Annotated in this window: 21 protein-coding genes; 9 read left to right on the top strand and 12 right to left on the bottom strand. The window is 62.7% G+C overall.

Annotated elements, in window-relative coordinates; translation table 11 throughout:
- Positions 1–84: 84 nt before the first annotated feature.
- A complete protein-coding gene (locus PCJ21_RS08665; RefSeq protein WP_269930987.1) occupies positions 85–1110 on the bottom strand; it encodes a BMP family protein in 1026 nt (341 codons plus the stop codon).
- A gap of 214 nt (positions 1111–1324) precedes the next feature.
- On the opposite strand from PCJ21_RS08665, the gene PCJ21_RS08660 reads away from it, so the two are divergent.
- Positions 1325–3079: an ABC transporter ATP-binding protein gene (locus tag PCJ21_RS08660; RefSeq protein ID WP_269931121.1), complete on the top strand. Its 1755-nt coding sequence runs from the start codon at positions 1325–1327 to the stop codon at positions 3077–3079.
- 19 nt (positions 3080–3098) lie between these two features.
- Here PCJ21_RS08660 and PCJ21_RS08655 read toward each other — a convergent pair whose 3' ends face one another.
- The 7 genes from PCJ21_RS08655 to PCJ21_RS08625 all read right to left on the bottom strand — a co-directional run bounded on the left by PCJ21_RS08655 (position 3099) and on the right by PCJ21_RS08625 (position 9452).
- A complete protein-coding gene (locus PCJ21_RS08655) occupies positions 3099–4592 on the bottom strand; it encodes an aldehyde dehydrogenase family protein (RefSeq protein ID WP_269930986.1) in 1494 nt (497 codons plus the stop codon).
- Positions 4593–4681: 89 nt separating this feature from the next.
- A complete protein-coding gene (locus tag PCJ21_RS08650) occupies positions 4682–5320 on the bottom strand; it encodes a carbonic anhydrase (protein WP_269931120.1) in 639 nt (212 codons plus the stop codon).
- A 419-nt stretch (positions 5321–5739) separates the two neighbouring features.
- Positions 5740–6849, bottom strand: coding sequence for a helix-turn-helix domain-containing protein (locus tag PCJ21_RS08645; protein ID WP_269930985.1), 1110 nt, complete (start codon positions 6847–6849; stop codon positions 5740–5742).
- Between the two features lie 221 nt (positions 6850–7070).
- The gene (locus tag PCJ21_RS08640) at positions 7071–8120 is read right to left on the bottom strand and encodes an AI-2E family transporter (protein WP_269930984.1); all 1050 of its coding nucleotides are present in this window, start codon (positions 8118–8120) and stop codon (positions 7071–7073) included.
- A gap of 55 nt (positions 8121–8175) precedes the next feature.
- A complete protein-coding gene (locus tag PCJ21_RS22085; protein ID WP_333474392.1) occupies positions 8176–8436 on the bottom strand; it encodes a Kazal-type serine protease inhibitor domain-containing protein in 261 nt (86 codons plus the stop codon).
- A gap of 135 nt (positions 8437–8571) precedes the next feature.
- The gene (locus PCJ21_RS08630) at positions 8572–8898 is read right to left on the bottom strand and encodes a hypothetical protein (protein ID WP_269930983.1); all 327 of its coding nucleotides are present in this window, start codon (positions 8896–8898) and stop codon (positions 8572–8574) included.
- 56 nt (positions 8899–8954) lie between these two features.
- Entirely contained in the window at positions 8955–9452 is a 498-nt protein-coding gene (locus PCJ21_RS08625; protein ID WP_269930982.1) for a DUF1269 domain-containing protein, read from the bottom strand.
- 391 nt (positions 9453–9843) lie between these two features.
- Here PCJ21_RS08625 and PCJ21_RS08620 point away from each other — a divergent pair, with 391 nt between their 5' ends.
- Genes PCJ21_RS08620 through PCJ21_RS08585 form a run of 8 tightly spaced genes read left to right on the top strand, consistent with a single transcriptional unit; the run spans position 9844 to position 16482 of the window.
- The gene (locus PCJ21_RS08620) at positions 9844–10992 is read left to right on the top strand and encodes an alpha/beta hydrolase (RefSeq protein WP_269930981.1); all 1149 of its coding nucleotides are present in this window, start codon (positions 9844–9846) and stop codon (positions 10990–10992) included.
- Positions 10989–11498, top strand: coding sequence for a Na+/H+ antiporter subunit E (locus PCJ21_RS08615; protein ID WP_269930980.1), 510 nt, complete (start codon positions 10989–10991; stop codon positions 11496–11498). Before PCJ21_RS08620 ends, PCJ21_RS08615 begins: the two co-directional genes overlap by 4 nt.
- The gene (locus tag PCJ21_RS08610) at positions 11491–11751 is read left to right on the top strand and encodes a monovalent cation/H+ antiporter complex subunit F (RefSeq protein ID WP_269930979.1); all 261 of its coding nucleotides are present in this window, start codon (positions 11491–11493) and stop codon (positions 11749–11751) included. The genes PCJ21_RS08615 and PCJ21_RS08610 overlap by 8 nt, the downstream gene beginning before the upstream one ends.
- Position 11752: 1 nt before the next feature.
- A complete protein-coding gene (locus PCJ21_RS08605) occupies positions 11753–12001 on the top strand; it encodes a hydrogenase subunit MbhD domain-containing protein (RefSeq protein WP_269930978.1) in 249 nt (82 codons plus the stop codon).
- On the top strand, positions 12001–12345 hold the full coding sequence (gene mnhG, locus PCJ21_RS08600) for a monovalent cation/H(+) antiporter subunit G (RefSeq protein WP_269930977.1): 345 nt from the start codon (positions 12001–12003) through the stop codon (positions 12343–12345). Before PCJ21_RS08605 ends, mnhG begins: the two co-directional genes overlap by 1 nt.
- A complete protein-coding gene (mbhE, locus tag PCJ21_RS08595; protein ID WP_269930976.1) occupies positions 12342–13031 on the top strand; it encodes a hydrogen gas-evolving membrane-bound hydrogenase subunit E in 690 nt (229 codons plus the stop codon). The genes mnhG and mbhE overlap by 4 nt, the downstream gene beginning before the upstream one ends.
- Before the next feature lie 17 nt (positions 13032–13048).
- A complete protein-coding gene (locus PCJ21_RS08590; protein ID WP_269930975.1) occupies positions 13049–13417 on the top strand; it encodes a sodium:proton antiporter in 369 nt (122 codons plus the stop codon).
- Positions 13411–16482, top strand: coding sequence for a complex I subunit 5 family protein (locus PCJ21_RS08585; protein WP_269930974.1), 3072 nt, complete (start codon positions 13411–13413; stop codon positions 16480–16482). The genes PCJ21_RS08590 and PCJ21_RS08585 overlap by 7 nt, the downstream gene beginning before the upstream one ends.
- A 7-nt stretch (positions 16483–16489) precedes the next feature.
- On the opposite strand, the gene PCJ21_RS08580 is transcribed toward PCJ21_RS08585, so the two are convergent.
- The 4 genes from PCJ21_RS08580 to PCJ21_RS08565 form a co-directional block, all read right to left on the bottom strand.
- Positions 16490–17689 carry a helix-turn-helix domain-containing protein gene (locus PCJ21_RS08580; RefSeq protein WP_269930973.1) on the bottom strand — a complete coding sequence of 400 codons (1200 nt, stop codon included), beginning with the start codon at positions 17687–17689 and terminating at the stop codon, positions 16490–16492.
- A 49-nt stretch (positions 17690–17738) separates the two neighbouring features.
- Complete coding sequence (locus tag PCJ21_RS08575) at positions 17739–18173, bottom strand: pseudoazurin (protein ID WP_269930972.1); 435 nt, start codon at positions 18171–18173, stop codon at positions 17739–17741.
- Positions 18174–18523: 350 nt separating this feature from the next.
- Positions 18524–18898 (bottom strand): hypothetical protein, encoded by a 375-nt coding sequence (locus tag PCJ21_RS08570; protein ID WP_269930971.1) that lies wholly within the window; start codon positions 18896–18898, stop codon positions 18524–18526.
- Between the two features lie 310 nt (positions 18899–19208).
- Positions 19209–19433 (bottom strand): hypothetical protein, encoded by a 225-nt coding sequence (locus PCJ21_RS08565; protein WP_269930970.1) that lies wholly within the window; start codon positions 19431–19433, stop codon positions 19209–19211.
- Positions 19434–19594: the final 161 nt, after the last annotated feature.

Below are 19594 nucleotides of genomic sequence, written 5' to 3'. Positions count from 1 at the left end.
AGCGCCGGCATCGGAAAGGCATTCGCTGCCCCTCATCTGCCTGCCGGCATCTTCTCCCCGTAAACGGGGAGAAGAACGCTGTCATCAGCTCGACTTCGGCTCGGCGTCATTGATCTCGACGGTGAAGGAGCCGTCCTTGATCGCCTTTTCCTTCTCGGCGACCTTGGCCTTGACCTCTTCTGGAATCTTGCTTTCGAACGTGCCGAGTGGCGCGAGCGAGGAACCGCCGTTCTTCATGAACGAATAGACGCCATAGTCGTCGGCCTTGAAGGTGCCGGCCTTCACTTCCGCGATCGCCTTGTCGAGCGTCGGCTCGAAGTGCCACAGCGCCGAAGCGACGACCGTTTCCGGATAGTCGGCCTGGGTGTCGATGACGTTGCCGACAGCCAGTGCGCCCTTTTCCTTGGCCGCGTCGGAGACGCCGAAGCGCTCGGCGTAAAGCAGGTCGGCGCCGCCGTCGATCTGGGCGAAGGCGGTCTCCTTGGCCTTGGGCGGATCGAACCACGAGCCGATGAAAGCAACCTGGAACTTGGCGTCGGGCGCGCTCTCCTTCACGCCGGCCATGAAGGCGTTCATCAGGCGATTGACCTCGGGGATCGGATAGCCGCCGACCATGCCGATGTTCTTCGACTTGGTCATGGCGCCGGCAACGATGCCGGACAGGTACGATGCGTCCTGGATGTAGTTGTCGAAGACGGCGAAGTTCGGAACGGCAGCGTCCGGCTTGAAGCTCGAGCCCATCAGGAAGGCGACGTTCGGATAGTCCTTGGCCACCGCGCGCGCCGCGTCCTCGACGCCGAACACCTCGCCGACGATCAACTGGTGACCGGCTTCGGCATATTCGCGCATAACGCGCTCATAGTCGTTGTTTGCCGTGTTCTCGGAGTAGACATACTCGATCTCGCCGCGCTCTTTCGCCGCGTTTGCCGCCTTGTGGATGCGGCTCACCCACTGCTGTTCGACGGGGACGGTGTAGATGGCGGCGACCTTGATCGGATCGGCGGCAAACACGCGGACCGGCAGGCCCACCGCTGCGAGGGCCGCCGAGGCACCTGCAGCCTTGATGAGGCTACGCCGCGACACGCCGAAACTGCTGGAATTGCTGCTCATTCTTTCCACCTCTGGCTGGGATGATGTTGTTGGCGAAGGCGTCTTTTTATCGTTTGGTCAACGTAAGCGAAAACGCATATGGCAGCAATCGCGCCCACCTTCCTGTCCACGACGTTATTGGCCGCTGGACGGAACGTCCAATGCCGGTTTCCCTCCGGCCTCAGGTCCTCTATATAGACTTCCGCGCCGAAGCACCGTCCAAGGACCCGTTGATTTGCTTTCGTTTTTTCGTCCTACGCAGAATCATCGACTGATATGGAGACTGGTGCGGGAGTCCTTCCGCAAGCATGCGCTTGGCTATTCGGTGGCGATCGTAGCCATGCTGGTGACGGCAGGCATGACCGCAGCCAGCGCCTGGATCATGAAGGACATCACCAACGAGTTCGTTGTCGGCAGGGACATATACCGCGTCTACATGATTGCCGGTGCAGTGGCGGCCATCTTCACAATCAAAGGCATCGCAACCTTTGTGCAGTCGCTTTATCTGAGCCGCGTCGGCAACGCCATCATCGCCGAGCGCCAGCGCAAGATCTACGATCGCATCCTGGCCCAGGGCATATCGTTCTATCATGCGATGCCCTCTTCCGAACTGATCACGCGTGTCACACACAACGCGCAGGCGGCCCGCGCCGTGCTCGATCTGATTGTCACGTCCTTCGTGCGCGACCTGTTCACCCTGATCGGGCTGGTCGCGGTGATGGTCATCCAGCAACCAACCTTGTCGCTCGTCGCCTTCATCGTCGGTCCGATCGCCATTTTTGGCGTCAACATGCTTCTGCGCAAAGTGCGCCAGATCATGGAGGCCGAATTTCTATCTCTCGCCCAGATCGTCCAGGTCATGCAGGAGACGACTGTCGGTGTGCGCATCGTCAAGTCTTTCAATCTCGAAACCTTGATGCGGAGCCGGATGCATAAGGCCGTGGGCGACGTCGAGAGGCGCGCCAACTCGATCGCAGCGCTCGAAGCGGCCACCAGCCCGATCATGGAAACGCTCGCCGGGCTTGCCATCGCGGGCGTAGTGCTCGTCAGTGGCTATCTGGTGCTCCAGGGTGGGCAGACGCCCGGCAGTATCATGGCCTTTATCACCGCCTTGCTCCTCGCCTATGAGCCCGCCAAACGGCTGGCGCGCATGCGCGTTTCTCTCGAGACCGGCCTGGTCGGCGTGCGCATGATGTTCGAACTGGCGGACCGGCCGCTGACCCTGTCGGAAAAGCCAGGTGCAGAGCCGTTGACCGCCGGTGACGGCACGGTGGAACTCAAGGACGTGAGTTTTTCCTACAATGACGGCGAGCCGGTGCTGCGCGACCTCGACCTGACCTTCCCGCCGGGCAAGATGACGGCACTTGTCGGCCCCTCGGGCAGCGGCAAGTCGACCGTGATGAATCTGATCATGCGGATGTACGATCCCGACAGCGGAGAGGTCCGGTTCGACGGCCAGGACATCTCCCATTCGACGCTGCATTCGCTGCGCGAGCGCATCGCCTATGTCAGTCAGGATACGTTCCTGTTCGCGGGCTCGATCATGCACAACATCCGCCTCGGGCGGGAAACCGCCACCGATGAAGAGGTCATTGAAGCCGCCAAGGCAGCCAATGCGCACGACTTCATCATGTCGTTGCCCATGGGTTATCAGACCCAGGTCGGCGAGAACGGTGCGTTCCTTTCCGGTGGCCAGAAACAGCGCCTTTCGATTGCCCGCGCCATCCTGCGCAATGCCAATGTCCTGTTGCTTGACGAAGCCACGAGTGCGCTCGACGCAGAATCCGAGGCGCTGTTCCGCGATGCGCTGGCGCTGCTGTCGGAAGGGCGCACGACCATTGCCATCGCCCACCGGCTGTCGACCGTGCACCAAGCCGACAACATCGTGGTCATGGACAAGGGCAAGATTGCCGAACAAGGACGCCACGCCGAGCTTCTGGAAAACGGCGGACTGTACCGCCGGCTTTACGAGTTCCAGCTGATGCGCTGACGAGCGCCGACGCCCCGGGTCAGTCGATGCGGATGAAGACGCCCTTGGTGCTCAGATATTCCTCCAGGTGCTCTGCGCCGCCTTCGCGGCCGTAGCCGCTCATCTTGTAGCCGCCGAAAGGCACCGCGGGATCGATGGCGTGGTAGGTGTTGACCCACACCGAGCCGGCGCGCAGCCGCTTCGCCAACTGGTGCGCGGTGGCGAGGTCGCGGGTAAACACTCCGGCGGCGAGGCCATAGGGCGTATCGTTGGCGCGTGTTACCACCTCATCGAGCGTATCGAACGGCATGGCAGAGATGACCGGCCCGAATATCTCCTCGCGCGCGATCGTCATTGCGTCGGTCACTCCAGAAAACACAGTCGGGGCGACGAAATTGCCAGCGGCGAGCGCTCCTTCGCCAAGCCGGCGGCCGCCAGCGACGAGCCGCGCCCCTTCCCTTTGGCCGGCCTCGAGATAACCTTCGACCCGTTCAAGCTGGCGCGATGAAATGAGCGGGCCGATCTCTGTTTCGGGATCGATGCCGTTGCCGATGCGCAGCCCATTGGCGTAGGCGGCAAGGCGCTCGACAAATGCGTCGTGGATGGAACGCGCGACGAACAGGCGCGAGCCGGCAATGCAGATCTGGCCGGAATTGGCAAAGACCGACATCGCAGCAACCGGCACGGCGCGCTCGATGTCGGCATCGGCGCAGACGATGACCGGCGACTTGCCGCCGAGTTCGAGCGAGACGCGCTTGAGATTGCCGGCGGAGGCGCGGACGATGCTCTGGCCGGTCGCCGTCGAGCCGGTGAACACGATCTTGTCGACACCCGGATGCTCGGCCAGCGGCGCACCGGCTTCCGAACCCGTGCCGGTGACGATGTTGACGACGCCATCCGGCACGCCGGCCTCGGCCATCAGTTCGGCAAGCAGAAGCGGCGTCAGCGGCGCCTCCTCCGACGGCTTGAGAACGACGGTACACCCGGTGGCAAGCGCCGGACCGATCTTCCAGACAGATGCCGCCGTCGGCGCGTTCCATGGGATGATCGCGCCAACGACGCCGACCGGCTCCTTGCGCGTGAAGGACACGATGTCGCCGGCCAGGGAATTGTCGACGGTCTGGCCGTGGATCGCGGTGGCCATGCCGGCGTAGTAGCGCAACATGCCGAGCACCCGGTTGGCGTTGCCGCGCGCCCTGGCGATCGGCAGCCCCATATCCGTCGTGTCGGAGACGCAGATCTCCTCCCAGTGGCGCTCGAACAGATCGGCGATGCGAAGCAGCAGCTTCTGGCGCTCGTGCGGATTGAACCGGCTCCACGGCCCGTCGAAGGCCTTGCGCGCGGCAGCCACGGCAAGATCGACATCTTCCTTGCCGGCTCGCGGCACGGTGGCGATGACCTCGCCAGTTGCGGGATTGCGGGTTTCAAAGGTCCGCGACGACAGGGCGTCCACCCATTTGCCGCCGATGAACATGGGCCGGTGGCGGCCATCGAGAGGGTGGCGAAAGGCTGCGGGGTTCAGTCTTGCGGTCATGATGTCTCCTTGCCCGCAAGGCTAGGCCGGAGACGCCGTCCCTTTCAAGCCGGCAGGAAGGCCGAACCAACGATCCAGCGGCGTCAGCCTCAGGCGGGGCGCTCGAAATCGCCGGTGTTGCGGTCCATGACCCACAATTCGCCGGTGGAGATGTCGAACCAGGCACCGAAAATCTCAAGCCGGCCCTTCTGCTCGAGGATTTTCACGCACGGGAAGGTGCGCAAATTGTTCATCGAATAGCGGATCGAGATGCGTTCGAGCGCTGTCTGGCGCTCGCCCGGCGTCATCATCGTGTTGCCCTGCACAGCCTCGGCGGCGGGGGCCACCAGGCTCATCCACTTGCCGATGAAGTCGCCCGGCGACAGCGGTGTCGAGTTGGGGTCGAGCGCTGAACGGATGCCGCCGCAGCGGCCGTGGCCCATGACGACGATGTTCTTGACCTTGAGCGCCTGCACGGCGAACTCAAGCGCGGCCGAAGTGGAGTGGAATTCGCCATCCGGCGAATAGGGCGGCACCAGATTCGCAACGTTGCGGACGACGAAGAGCTCGCCGGGACCAGAATCGAAGATCGTTTCGGGCGCGGCGCGCGAATCGCAGCACGCAATGACAAGCGTTTCGGGCGTCTGGCCTTCGCGGGCCAGCGATCGGTAATGTTCTGTTTCGGCCGCATAGCGACCGGTCATGAAGTTGCGGTAACCGGAGAGCAGTTTTTCGGGCAAGTTCACCATGGTCTTGGCATTAGACAAAAAAAGACGTCCGGGCAACGTAAATGCTGGCCTCGCCCGTCAAAGCCGACATGCACAAGGTTTCAAACACCGTACCAATCCAGCGATATCGATGCATTGCGTATTCAACGATCGTCACGATTGGTCTAGGATGACAATCGACTGCCAACGGCGTTCCCACTCGGCGAATCCCGACACCATCGCATCACACCGGCGCTCAATCGCAAGGAGAGTGACATGCGCGTGACCGTTCTCGTATTTTCCATCGCCTTCGCCATGGCCATACCTGGCGCAGGCGCAATATCGGCGGCGCGAGCACAGGGCCAGGAATGCACCGGTGAAAGCTGCCCCACGCCAAGCGGGCAAGGGCGGGACTGCGAAAGCAAAAAGGAAAACACGATCAGCTAGGCAGGGCTGTTCATTCAACCCTGCAGCCGGCGGAGCAATATGCCCAGCCGGTCTTCGGGCAACGCTTCCGAAAGATCCGATCCAGGCTTTGCAGGCAAATCGCCCATGCCGCGCGACCTGACTTCGCTGGGGCTGTAGCCGAACTCGCGCCTGAAAGCCCGGCTGAATTCCGCCCCGTCGTTGAAGCCCCGCTGCTCGGCGATCTCAAGGATGCGGCGCGTATCGCCGGGATCGGCCAAGGCGCGGTGCGCGTCGACAAGGCGCCTGTGCTGGATGTAGCGCATCACGCCGCCGGTCGGTTCGAACAGACGGTAGAGCCTGGTCCGCGAGATGCCGAGCTTGCGGCAAAGCGCTTCCTTGTTCAGTTGCGGATCGTAGAGATTGGCGTTGATGAACTGGCGGGCCCGTTCCAGCAACACGCCGGCAATGTGCGTTCTGGCCTCGACCATGCGATCGGCGGAAGGCGCAACGCACGCAAGGATCATGGCGCGGGTCGCGGCGGCCAGCCCGGGGATGTCGGTCACGGAGAGCGAAGGCAGCCGCCTGGCCAGGCCGGTGACATAATCGGCAAACAAATGCCCCATGCCGCCATCGAGCGTCGAGAATTCGGCGGCGCCGACCGAACTTGCAAGCTCACGGCAAAAGTCCCGGGGCACAAACATCATCAACATCTGGCTATCGCTGACATGGCCGACGAACTGGCGACCGAGCGGATGGACCTGCACGGCGCCCGGCCCACCCTGGAAAGACTTTTCCTGGGCGTCGGTTTCCGCGCCGCCGTCGAGAAACAAGGTCATCATCCAGTGATCGAGAGGGTCGCGTCGGACATGGCCCGGCAAGCTGGCGAAGTTCAATCCTTCCGTGCTGATCGAGGCGAGCGCGAGACAACCAAGGTCCCATATCACCTGCCTGCCATAGAATGCTGACGGTGTTTCGCCTTCGGGGGTAAGCTCGAGCATTGGCGCAAAGTTATGCCGCCACGCATCGAACTGGTCCGGCCCATGCACGTCGTCAGTTGAAAATTCGAAATGCGGTATGGGCTCGCCGGGCGGGCTTGCCGCCTCGGCGAATGCCTCGATGCCGAAAGATCTGCGCTCGGCAATGCCTTGTGCACCTGCAATCATGACGCCCCTCGTCGGGACCCCGGACAATCGGGGATCCCCGGTCGTGTTTTCGTCACAGCGCAGTTGTGAAGGGTTCGAGCCTACTCGGCAGTCGGTCTCAAGCACTTCCCTCAACTGCGAATAGATTCGCAATCATGCTCAATTCGCCCGTCAAAATACAACGCACGATGGCATAGTTCAACAACCGGGCACGCCCCGCAGCGACGTCCAGAATTCCCACGCTAGCCTTCCCCCATCGGCTTCTCCTCAACTGCAGCGATCTTGCCAGACGCCAACAGCACGGCGATCCAGCGCATCGACGGCGCCTGGGCGCAGTAGACGATGAAGGCGATCAGGATCGGCACGCCGATGAATGCGCCCGAGATGCCCCACATGAAGCTCCAGAAAAAGACGGCGAAGATGACGGCAAAGGGCGAAATCGCCAGCGACGCGCCGGTGATGATCGGCTCCAGATAGCTGCCGATGACGAACTGGATCAGGTTGAGCCCGGCAAAGATGAGAAGCGCCATCTGCCAGGATTCGAACTGGGCGATGGCGAACATTGTGGGAAACATCGTCGCGAAAAACGGCCCCAGGAATGGAATGTAGTTCAAGGCGAACGCGATCGCGCCCCAGGCCGTCGCCAATTCGAGGCCTGCCGCAATCGCGAAGCCCCAGACGACGAGACCGGTCAGCACGCTGGCGAAGGTGCGGACAAGCATGAAGCGGCGCAGCTTGGCGCCGATCTCGCGATTGGCTGCGAGGATACGGGCACCGTGCGGCTGGGCGGCGGGCGATTGCAGGCGCCGAATGAAATCCTCGACCTCGAGCAGGCCGAGCATGACGAGTACGAAAACCAGCAGCGCCAGACCGGCGAAGCTGTTGAGGCGCCCCGCCACGCCCTGGGTGAATCCGACCAGCCAGGTAACATCGAAGCGGTCCGCGAGCGGACCGGCAACGGCTATACCGCGCTCTTCCAGCCATTCGGTCCAGTCGACGTAAATGGCCTGGAAACGGCCCGCATTGAGAAACAGCCACTGGGCAAGTTTGCCGAACCCCCAGACGACTGACGACCCGACCGCGACGACAACGGCGATCGTCAGGCTGAGCGTGATGAACAGCGCGAGCAGGCGCGGCAGAACCTTTTGCAGTGCGGCCTGCAGCGGCCACACCAGTGCGATGACGAAGAGCGACACGACCAACGGAACGAAGATCGAGTCGCCCACCTTGAGCAGGGCAAGGACCAGGATGCCGGTCGCGATAAACCCATTCAACCGGCCTTTACCCTGCATTCCCGCCCCTCAACTTCAAAATGCTGCCTGATCGGACCACTTCCCGGTCAGGCCGTCAACGGCAACGCCCCTGGTGCACGACACGGAAATTGTCGGCGCGCGCCATGCAGCTGTTGGAGAAAGTGCGCCACCTGGACCCGCTGACCGCGCAGACCGGCGCGTATTCCATGGTGCAGGCGCGCGGCGGCTCGGCCCTGCGGCACTGGCCATTGTGGATCACGCGGAAGCCATCGGAACGGGCCAGGCAGCCGTTCGAAAACGTTCGGGTCGTGTTGCCGCGCTGGGCGCAGACAGGTGCGTATTCGAAGCTGCACATCTGTGGCCGGGACGGCCCTGGTCCAGGCCCCGGCGATTGCGGAACACAGGCCGACAACAGCCAGACCAGGCCAACCAGCACGGTGGCCGGGCTTGTGAGCAAGTTCTTGATGAACGACATGCCTCACCTCCAATTCTAGACGTCCCAAGTTCCCGCGGACTTGCGCAGCAACGCCAGCGCAAGGGTAAAGAGTGCGCCGCCCAGGAGGCCCGCGACGCCGACGCCGATGACAAGCGACGGTGTGAGTGCAGCGTCACTGGCAGCCGCGCCGCCGACCAGCCTGTCGACCCACGGCGTGCGGGCGACGAGCCAAGTCAGCAGAAGCCCACCGACAGCGCCGGCGAGCGCGTTGATGCCTCGCCCCAGGCTGGCGCTGTTGACCCAATGACCGAAGGCAAGGCCACCGGTGGCCCCGCAGACCGCCTCGACGACGAGAGGGACGATTGTCTCAAGCGAGGCCATTGGCTCTGCCTTCGTGGACCGGGCACGCCGCTGGCAGCATGCCCGGATCGTGAACGTCACGCGCTCGCGGATGCCTTCTGCAGCGCATCGCGCAGCACCTGCTCCTTGCTCTCGTCGAGCGAGGTCTTCAGCACCACGCCGCCGAACCCGGAAATCTCCTTGAGCACCTTGTCGGCGGTCATTTCCTGCACCAGCGCGAACAGCGCAGCGTTGCCCGGCTGGAGGTTGGCCGACAGTTCCTTCATGAAGGCGTCGTTGATGCCGAAATCGCTCAGCGCACCACCGAGCGCGCCGGACGCTGCGCCGACGGCGACGCCAAGAAGCGGATTGAGAAACAGAACTCCGATCAGCAAACCCCAGAAGCTGCCCGAAACCGCGCCGGCGGCAGTGGTGTTCATCAGTTGGTTGAGCTTGATCTTGCCGGCGTCATTCTTGGTTGCGATGACCGCATCGCCCAGCTTGATCAGATATTCCTTCTGAAGCGCAAATAGCCGCTCGCGCACTTCCTCGGCCTTTGCTTCGGTCGGATAGATGATGACGATCAGGTCGGACATGATGTTCCCTTGACGTTCGATTCAGTCTGGCTAAGCCAAACACTAGCGCGGCGCGCGTGGTGAAGGGATTAGCTGGGCGTCCCGAAGCTTTGCATTGCGTTTCAAACTTCCGGCGCAGGTCGACCAGCGTCAAGGCGTCGCCACAACAAGACCGGCGGCTGCGCAGTCACGGAAACCACAAGCTGGATGGGGAGAAAACCCCAGGACGAAACTCTGGTGCGGCAACAAACCTGGTCCGCCCGCGCCAGCTTTGTGATTGGCACTAGATCCCAGCACTTTGCGTTGCGTCCCGATTGCCGTGACGAGCGCCGGGAAATCGTTTCCGGGCTGTTGCCGTTGCCTGCAATTGCTGCTTTCTGGACAGCGGACTTGTCTGCAGCCTGAGGGGAGCATGTCGACAAAACACCTGCTTGCCTTCCTTGCTGTGCTGGTTTTCCTGACTGGCTGTGGCGGCCCGAGGGCCGTCACCGGACTTGGCATGACGACAGTTGCGACGCAGCCCCTGGCAACCGTGCCTGTCTATCTGGCGACGACCCGCGCAAGGTCGGACAATCTCTCGCTGCCCTATTCGGCACAACGCTCGCAAGACCTGAATTTCGCCGAGTTCGATATCGGCATTCCTCAAAATCACGTCCCCGGCGAGGTTGAAAAAACCGGCCGAACACCAGATCCGGCACGACATTTTGCCGCTCGCTCATATCGGCAGATCGCAGACCGGCGCCACTTCGTCGAAAGCCTGAATGCAGCACTGGCGCAGCGTGCGCCTGAAAATCGCGAGATTTTCATTTTCGTCCACGGCTACAACAACAACATCGCCGACAGCCTGTTTCGGGCAGCCCAGATAACCCACGACTACGAGGTCCGGGGGGTTACATTGCACTATGCTTGGCCTTCGGGCGGCGCGCTGCCGCTTTATGTCTTTGACCGCGACAGCACGGTGGTCGGACGCGGCGGGCTTGCCGAAACCATCGAGATCGCGGCCCGGACCAAGGCCAACCGGATCATCCTCGTCGGCCATTCGATGGGCGCATATGTCGTGATGGAAGCTTTGCGCGAGCTGGCCCAGACCGGACGCGGGCGCTATCTCGAGCGTCTCAACGGCGTGGTACTTGCGGCACCCGACATCGACATCGATGCGTTCCAGAGCCAGGTTCGCGACATTGGCGAACTGCCGCAGCCCTTCGCCATCGTGGTGTCGAGGCGCGACCGTGCCCTGAACATCTCGCGCCGCATCGCCGGTGGACATCCGCGCGTCGGCAGCGGTTCTGACGTCGCCTTGCTGCGGGAAAAGAACATCGTCGTTCTCGATGCGTCCGAGCTTGATGGCGGGGCGCACAACGTGTTCGCCAGCTCGCCGACGCTGATCAGCATCGGGGGTCATGGCGGCCTGATGCGCCGTTTCATCGAAAGCGGCGATGCCGCCGTTGGCGAAACGCTTCTCGCTGATGGCGGCTCGGCCATCGAAGGCGCCGCCGCACTGGTGATCTATCTTCCGGCCCGCATCCTCAGCGGCGTCGCAATGGCGAGCCGGGCAAGATGAGCGCCCCCGCGACAGCGAAAGCCGGCGGCATGGCAGTGCTGTGGCTCCTGCTGTTCGTGCTCTGGCTGATCCTGAATTCCTCGCTCGCAGTGCCGATACTCGCCACTGGCGCCATCGTTTCGTTCGCCATCGCCTGGATTTTTGCGCGGCGAAGCCCTGTCTGGCAACTCTCCGTCACGCCGCGCACGGCCTGGCATTTCCTCGCCTATACCGGCAGGTTCTTCATCGAGTTGGTGAAAGCCAACCTCAACATGCTGCGCTACGTCTATGCGCCGCGCATCGACATCCACCCGGGCATCGTCAAGGTTCATGTGCGGCTGAAAACGCCGGTCGGCCGGCTGGCGCTTGCCAATTCGATTGCGCTGACACCCGGCTCGCTGGTCATGGACCTCAGGGACGATGCGATGTTCATCCATTGGCTGAACGTCGAAACCACCGACCCCGAGCGCGCGACCGATCTGATGGTGCGCCCGTTCGAACGACATCTGGAGGCGGTCTTTGGCTGACGTCCTGATCGGCATCGCAGGCGTAATGATTTTTTTCGCCGTGCTGTTCGGGGTCATCCGCCTCGTGCTCGGGCGCACGGCCGTCGATCGCGTCGTCGCCATCGACATGCTGACAGTCGTGTCGATCGGCATGATCGCGCTCTACGCCCATGTCTCGGGGCGGTTCGTCTATATCGACGTCGCACTGGTCTACGGGCTTCTCAGTTTCCTTGCCGTTCTGGCCATCGCCCGGTTCCTGGAAAAGGGGCCGTAGGATGATGCTCGAGATCCTTGTCCTGCTCGTCTGCGTCAGCATCCTGGTCAGCGGCGTGCTCGCCGTTTGCCTCGACAACCTGATGGCGGCCATGGTCAGCGCGGGTCTCGCCAGCCTGTTCGCCGCCGTCTCCTACGTTCTGCTTGCCGCACCTGATGTGGCGATGGCGGAAGCCGCGATCGGCTCGGGGCTGGCAACGCTGATCTTCCTCTACGCCATTCGCCGCACAGGCGGCGGCAAGGAGGAATGATGCAACTGGTCGGCAGCATATTCATCCTGCTCGGCGCATTCTTCCTGTTTTCCGCCGGGCTCGGGCTGTTGCGCATGCCCGACACGTTCACCCGCATCCAGGCGGGGACCAAGGCTTCGACGCTCGGCAATATCCTCGTGCTGGTAGGCATCGGCTTCTACCATCCCGACTGGGCGCTGAAACTCCTTGTCGTCGGCTATTTCGTGCTGATGACCAACCCGCTGTCCTCGCACGCACTGTCGCGCGCCGCGCACGCCAGGCACGTGCCCATGGCGCCCCCGACGATGGTCGATGCGCTGCGCGACGAGGACGAGGCGCGGGCAAGGGAGCAAGCTTCCCGATGAGGACGGTTTTCTCGATCCTCGCGGTGGCGATGTTTGCGGTGATTTTCGCCGGCATTGTCGGTGATTATGGAGAACGGGAGAGCGTATCGGAATTGGCCCGCCAGTATCTGACCCTGGTGCCCGGGGATCTCGGGGCGGCTAACGTCGTGACGGGAATACTCATCACCTATCGCGGCTTCGATACGCTCGGCGAGGTCGCCGTGCTGTTCATGGTGGCGGCCAGCGTCGGGTTGTTGTTGTCCGGCGGCGAAGGCGAAACGCACACCGCCGACGCAGACAAGCCCCGCCGCCCGAGCGAACTGGTCGAAAACGGCACCGTGGTAATCCTGCCGTTGATCTTCCTGTTCGGCGGCTATGTCATCATGAACGGCCACCTGTCGGCCGGCGGCGGCTTCCAGGGCGGCGCAGTCGTTGCCTCGGGAACGATGCTCTTGATGCTCGCCCTGCCCGCCACCCGGCTGAATCATGGCTTTCTCAGCGTCACCGAATCCCTTGCCGGGGTGGTCTATGTCTCGATCGGCATCCTGGGGCTGGTCTTCGCCGCGGGCTTCCTCGACAGCCACATCCTGCCGCTCGGCGATTTTGGCACGCTGATCAGCGCCGGGGCCATCCCGGTGATCTCCGCCCTGCTCGGCATCAAGGTCGGGGCCGAGCTTTCCGTCATCATCGACCGATTCCGCAGCTGAGCATTGGAACCAAACCGATGGGCTTGCCGATTTCCACCATCTTGCTGACGACGGGCTTCCTGCTGATGCTGATCGGCATCTGGGGCATTCTCCGCCACCGCAATCTGCTTCGCATCATCATCGGCTTCGGCCTGCTCGACACCGGAATTCACATCGTGATGGTGGCGACAGGCTATATCGCCGGCGGCACCGCGCCGATCATCGACAAGGCCCTGGGCATCGACGAAGCGACCACCCGCGCCGTCGACCCCATACCTTCGGCGCTGGTGGTGACGGCCATCGTCATCGGCTTTTCCGTGACAGCGGTGATGCTGGCCTACGCCATCCGGATCCACGATGCCCACAAGACGCTTTCGATCGACGTGCTGACGGAATCGAAATGGTAGAGGCGCTGCTCCAGCCGCTGAACATCTTCCTGCTCGGCCTGGGCGGAGGCTTCCTGATCCCGCTTCTCTACCGGATCGGCAAGCCGCTGCCGGCGATTGCCTTCGTCGTCGCGCTGGGCGGCATGGCCGTCATTGCAGCCGTCAACTTCTCGAACCTGCTCAATGGCCAGCCGACCATCGAGGTGCTGACCGCAGGCGTCACGCCGCCGCTGTCGATCAACCTCCGCTTCGGGCTGTGGGAAGGGTTCTTCGTGGTCAGCGTCAGCATCGCGGCCATTCTCGGCGCGTGGCAGCTGTGGCCAAGACTGCGCGACAGCTACGGCGCGCTGTTGCTCTACCTGATCCTGATCATGGGCATCAACGGCATGGTGATGACCCGCGACCTGTTCAACCTGTTCGTTTTCCTCGAGATCGTCTCGATCGCCACCTATGGCCTGCTCAGCCTCGACAGGACCCCGGCCGCGCTGGCGGCGAGCTTCAAGTACATCATGGCGACAGTGCTCGCCTCGTCGTTCTTCCTCCTTGGCTCGGCCCTGCTCTACCACGCGACCGGCACGCTCAACATCGACCAGTTGATCGCCCAGCGCGACGCCATATCCGGACCGATCGCCACCACCGCGCTGCTGCTTGTGCTTGCCTGCCTGATCATCGAGCTGAAGCCATTTCCGGCCAATGGCTGGGGGCTGGATGTCTACGAGACCGCGCCATGCGGCATCGCGGCGCTGGTTTCGGTCGCTGTCTCCGCCGGCGTGTTCTTTGCTCTCTTCAAGCTGTTGCCGCTGTTCGAAAACCAGCTCTGGCTTATCGCCATATCAGGCGGCGCGACCTTCCTGTTTTCCAATCTCGTCGGCCTCAAGCAGACCAACGCCCAGCGCATGCTCGGCTATTCGTCGATTGCCCAGATGGGACTGCTGACGCTGGCACTGGCACTGCTTTCCAAGCAAGGAGCGACAGCCTCGCTGCCGCTTGTCGTGGGCGGGCTGTTCGTCAATCACCTGTTCGCCAAGGCAGGCCTGTTCTGGCTTGCTGGTGCGGTCGGCCAGCGCGACATCGACGGCTGGTCGGCGATATCGGGACGGCCGACCGGGTTGCTGGTCTTCGCCATGCTGCTGGTGGCCATCGCCGGCCTGCCGCCATTTCCCGGCTTCTGGGCGAAATGGGAGCTGGTCATGCAGCTTTCGGGCGCCGAGCTCTACATCTGGATCAGCGTGGTGCTGGTCGGCTCGCTGTTCGAGGCAGCATACATGTTCGGCTGGTTCAAGCAGGCGACACGCGCCCTGCCCGGCCAAGCGGCCGCCGTTCTCGGCTTTTCCCAGATGCTGCCGCCGATCGCCTGCGCGGTGCTGCTGTGCATCGCCGGCGTGATTGCGGCGCGGCTTTCCGAGGCGGCTGCACTCTGGCTGTTTGCACCGCTGCTCACAGGCGGCGTGCTTTACGCACTCGACTGGCTGCCCGGCCGCGTCAAATGCCTCTTGATGATGCTTTCGGTTCTTGGCGTCGGCGCCTGGCTCATCGGCGAGGTGCAAGGCATCAACAGATTGTTTGCGCTGCTTCTGCTGTCGGGAGGCCTGGTCGTCGCTTCGGCCGCCCTGTACCGCACCGACGCCCGTCCGGGGTATTTTCCGCTGATGGCGGTGATGCTGCTGTCGATTGCTGCGCTGACGCGATCGTCGACGAACTTGCAGTTCTTCTTCTGCTGGGAGCTCATCACGCTTTCGTCCTATTTCATGATCGCGCAGGGGCAAAACGCGCGCCCGCATGCGCTGCCGTTCCTGTTGTTCTCGCTGGTTTCGGCCTTCTGCCTGCTGGCCGGCTTCGCGCTGGCCGACGCGGCCAACGGCACGCCATTGCTGCAGGCCTTTCGGACTGGCGGCGCTGATGCCAGCGCGGCCTTCGTGCTCCTGGCCATAGGGTTCCTGATCAAGGCCGGCGCCATCGGTTTCCATGTCTGGCTACCCGGCGCCTATGCCGAGGCCGACGACGACCTTTCGGCGATGCTATCCTCGGTCGTAAGCAAGGTCGCGATCTTCGGCCTGTTCGTCGTCACCTACCTCGCCATCCGCTCGGAAGCCGGCTTGGAGCTCGCGCATCTGATGGCCTGGACCGGCATGCTGACCACGGTTGCGGGTGCGGCGATGGCATTCCGGCAGGACGACGTGAAGCGGCTGCTCGCCTATTCCAGCATGAGCCAGCTCGGCTACATCATCACCGCAATCGCGCTGATGAGCCATCTCGGCTGGGTGACGGCGCTGTACCTGGTCGCCAATCACCTGATGGTCAAAGGCATCCTTTTCCTCGCCGTGGCCGGCATCATCTGGCGCTGCGGCACAAGGCGGCTCGACGAGCTGGGCGGTCTTGGCCGGCTAATGCCCGTAACCTTCGTCACCGTCGCGATCGCGCTCGTGTCGATGTCGGGTCTGCCGCCGCTCGCCGGCTTCGGCGGCAAATGGCTTTTGCTCAGCGCCATGGCCGACAAGGGCTGGTACGGGCTGATCGCAATGGGCGTCCTGGCCACTTTCATCGGCCTGCTCTACATGTTCCGTCTCGGCCACACGCTGTTTTTCGGCGCGGCGCGCAAGGCGGCAATCGGCGAGGCGCCGGCGCAGTTGCTCCTACCGCAGCTTGTGCTGGTTGCCGCGATATTCGTGCTGTCATTCTTTCCCAAACTTTTGATGGATCCGGTTTCGGCAGCGATCGATCCCTATTTCGCCTCGACGCTGGTGTGGGAAGGCATGTCGCTCGAAACCATCTATGGCTACTGGAACCCGGTGCCGGTGATGACCGCCACGGCGATCGCCGCGGGCGCCCTGTTCCTCGTCAGCTGGACTGTCTATCGCATCGGCGGCGGCCGCGCGGCCGTCCACGGCATTGCCCAGTTCTACGCCTATTACACTGCGCGTACGCGCCCGCTCGCCATTCCTGTAGCAACGAAATTCTGGGACGGCGTTGCTGCGGCGGTCGTTGCATCGGGTGCGGCCGTCCGCCGGGTCTACACCGGCAATGGCCAAAGCTACGCAATGTACATCCTGTACTATGTCGTCGCGCTGTATCTCGCTGCAGCCTGAGCAACGTTCAGACCTGAAGATACCACAGCACCTGGCTGAGATCGGTAAGCTGCATCCCCTGCAGAATCGCTGGCAGTCGCAACAGCGGCGGACGCCCGCCCCGAGCCTCGGCTCGAACTTCGCTGGGGCTGCAGCCCATTTCCTTGCGAAAGGCCCGGCTGAATGTCGCGGCGTCGGGAAAGCAGTAATGATCGGCCAGCGTGGCCATGCTGCGATTTTCCAAGGGGTCGGAAAGTGCCTTGTGAGCCGCGACGAGGCGCTGCCTGAGGATGTAGCGGCTGACGCCATTCATCGGTTCGAACAGGCGGTAGAGCTTGGACCTGGATATTCCGAGCTGAGCGCACAGCAGATCGGCGCCAAGCCGCGGCGAATGCAGGTTCTTGTGCACGACCTGCCTGGCGCGCTCCAGTACGGTCGTCGCAATGAGCGGGCTCGCCTCGCACAAGCGGTCGGCCGTGGGTGCAAGGCAGGCGACGATCAAGGCCCTGACGCCGTCGACGACGCGCGCCATGTCCTTTGCCTCGATGGTTGGCAACCGCCGCTCCAGCGCGATGAAGAAATCGGAGAGCACGCCGCCGAGACCGGAAGTCTCCAAACTTCCGCTATGGCCGTCGAGAACGCCGGAGATCGACCGCAGCAAGTCCCGCGGAATGAACATCGTCGACACGCTGCTGTCGACGGCGGCACCTTCGAACGGCCGGCCAAGCGAGCGGATGTGCAACTGCCTGGGATGGTCGCCCGGTTGCACGCTTTTGCTGTCGGGAAGCACCAGGCACCAGTGGTCGAGCGGATCCTTGCGCAGGTGTTTCCAGTTGCGCGGCACAAGCGGACCCGGCAGTTGCGCGCTGGCGAAGGCCATCTGACCGAGATGCCAGACATCTTGCTTGTAGGCGAAGCCTTGGCTGGTCGGCGTGCTCGGCGAAACGTCGATCACCGAAGCCTGATAGGCACGCCACGCCTCGAACTGCTGCTCGCGCGGCAACGAGGTATTATCGAAGGTAAGCGGAGTGAGCAGTCGCGTAGCCACCATGGCCGCAGATTGCATAGTGGCTGGGCCGGAACCAGCCAAAAATGGCAACACTTTGTGCGACGCAACAAGAAAATCGCCCGGCAATGGGGCTGGCGTCGCAAAAGGTTGTTCGCGGTCAGGCAAGTACGTGCTGCGCCGGGACGAGGCCTCGAACCGCCGTCGAAGGCCGCATGCCAAGATGGCTGCCGAGTTGCGCGGCCCGACAGCCTTTGGTAGCCGGACAAGCCTAGTTTGCGGGCACCTGGGCGAACAGCCCTTCGAAGACCTTCTTGGCCTTGCCGACCTGCTTGACCGCCTTGGCCTGCTCGAGGTTCACCGGCTTGCCGACAACCACCATGGCGACCATCCCCATGCCATAATGCGGGGAGCACTTGACGCCATAGATACCTTCCTTGTCGACAGTGATGGTCACCTGCTCGTTCATCTTGCCCTTGAACGGCGTTGCGCCTTCCGGGATCATGTCCTTGATGCTCTGCACGTCATGCATCTTGTCGGTCGGCACGAAGGTGATGGTATCGCCGGGCTGGGCGATCACGAAGTCAGGCTGGAACACCATCGCGCCTTTTTCGCCCTTGTTCAGCATCTGAACCTGGTGTTCCGCAGCCTGCGCGGAACCGGCCATGAGCACAGCGGCGAAGGTGGCGGCGATTGCGAATTTCATGATGTCTTCCTTGCTTGCAGTACGGGTTGAGCTGGTGCCCAAATGCGCGCCTTGGCGAACACACGCTTTGACACAGCGCAAAGTGTAAGAAGAAAATGGGAGCTGGCCCCGTCGCATTCAGCCGCAGCGACAGGATGACGCCAGCGTGCAGTGCCCTGAAGGCTCAGTTGCTGCCGGCGTCTTCCTCGACCCGTCGAATCGTCTCGAGAAGACGTTGACGGACGGGGATGCGCGCCTCGGTGCGCAGCGACGCCGGCTTGGACATACTCAAGGATGCTGGTGTGGAATTCGTTCGAACACACGCAGCCAGTGAAGCACCACCATGCTGGTCCCTTCACTGACCGCGGCGATCAGCCTGCGCGCGTGCGAACAATAATCGCGGCGAACATCAGAACACCGACGAACACCACCAGGGACGACACGGCAACTACAGGCTCGAATGACGGGTGTCCGGTCAAGAGCAGGTAGAGAGCGGGCGTCATCACGAGCACGCCGCCGGTGTAGACATAATACTGCGCCTTCGCCAGGCGGGTCCCGGCGCCACGCGGGTTGAGCGCGTGAAATGTGCCGAAGATCGACATCGTCACCCAGCCGAGAAGATTGGTGTGCGCGTGCGCACCAGTTGCGGCATAGTCGTGGGCAATCGACATCTGCAGGCCAACGAGTATTCCGGCCACCAGAAAGCAGATGGCGGTGATGAAGTACATTCTCGAAATGCTTGGCATATTCCCCTCTATGTTCTCAATTTTCGCAAACAAATTCGGCAACACTGTATTGCCCACGCTGACGCGACCAGCATTCGCTGACTGTCGCGGCTGCCCTCGCATGGTCATATCTGCGCTGTCACTGCCGTTGGCCTCACATTGAGACGCTCGGTCATGAATATGGGACGTGCAGTCGCCATGCCCGGGCACCGGGCGTCGCTGTCCCTGCCAAACGCCCCGCCCACACACCTCCCGGGTCGTCCGAGCGACACGGCTGCCGGGGCGCCAGCCAGGGGACTGGGCATGTCCTTATGCAGCGACGATGAGACGGCTACTTAATGTCTCGCCGCGAGAAATCGGAACCTTTCCAGCCACCGAGCATATCGAATGCCTCGAGGCCGTCCTCTCGTTGGCCATGAGGCGTCCGAAGGGTGGCCAACGAAAGCAGTGCCCATGCCGTGCCGAGTACCCGCCCCAGGTACTGCGGTTGCGGATGGTCGGGTTGCGCCACCAGCGCTTCACCAATCTGCTGCATCTGGACTGCTTCGTCTGGCATGTTCGTGCCCTCCCTGGCTCGCTCCATTGCTGATGCTTGCCCACTCGCCGGTCTCCTCGGCCTGCAAGTAGCTTCTAATCAACCCCGGAAATATCCGTCGGCGATGTCGATCTCCCTGTCACTGCCTCGACCCCGGCCAGCGCAAACATTGGGACGTTCAG

The sequence above is a fragment of the Aminobacter sp. HY435 genome (genome assembly GCF_027568395.1).
GTDB lineage: Bacteria > Pseudomonadota > Alphaproteobacteria > Rhizobiales > Rhizobiaceae > Aminobacter.
Note: the sequence above shows the minus strand (reverse complement) of the source record. Positions and strands in the feature narration are given on the sequence as shown.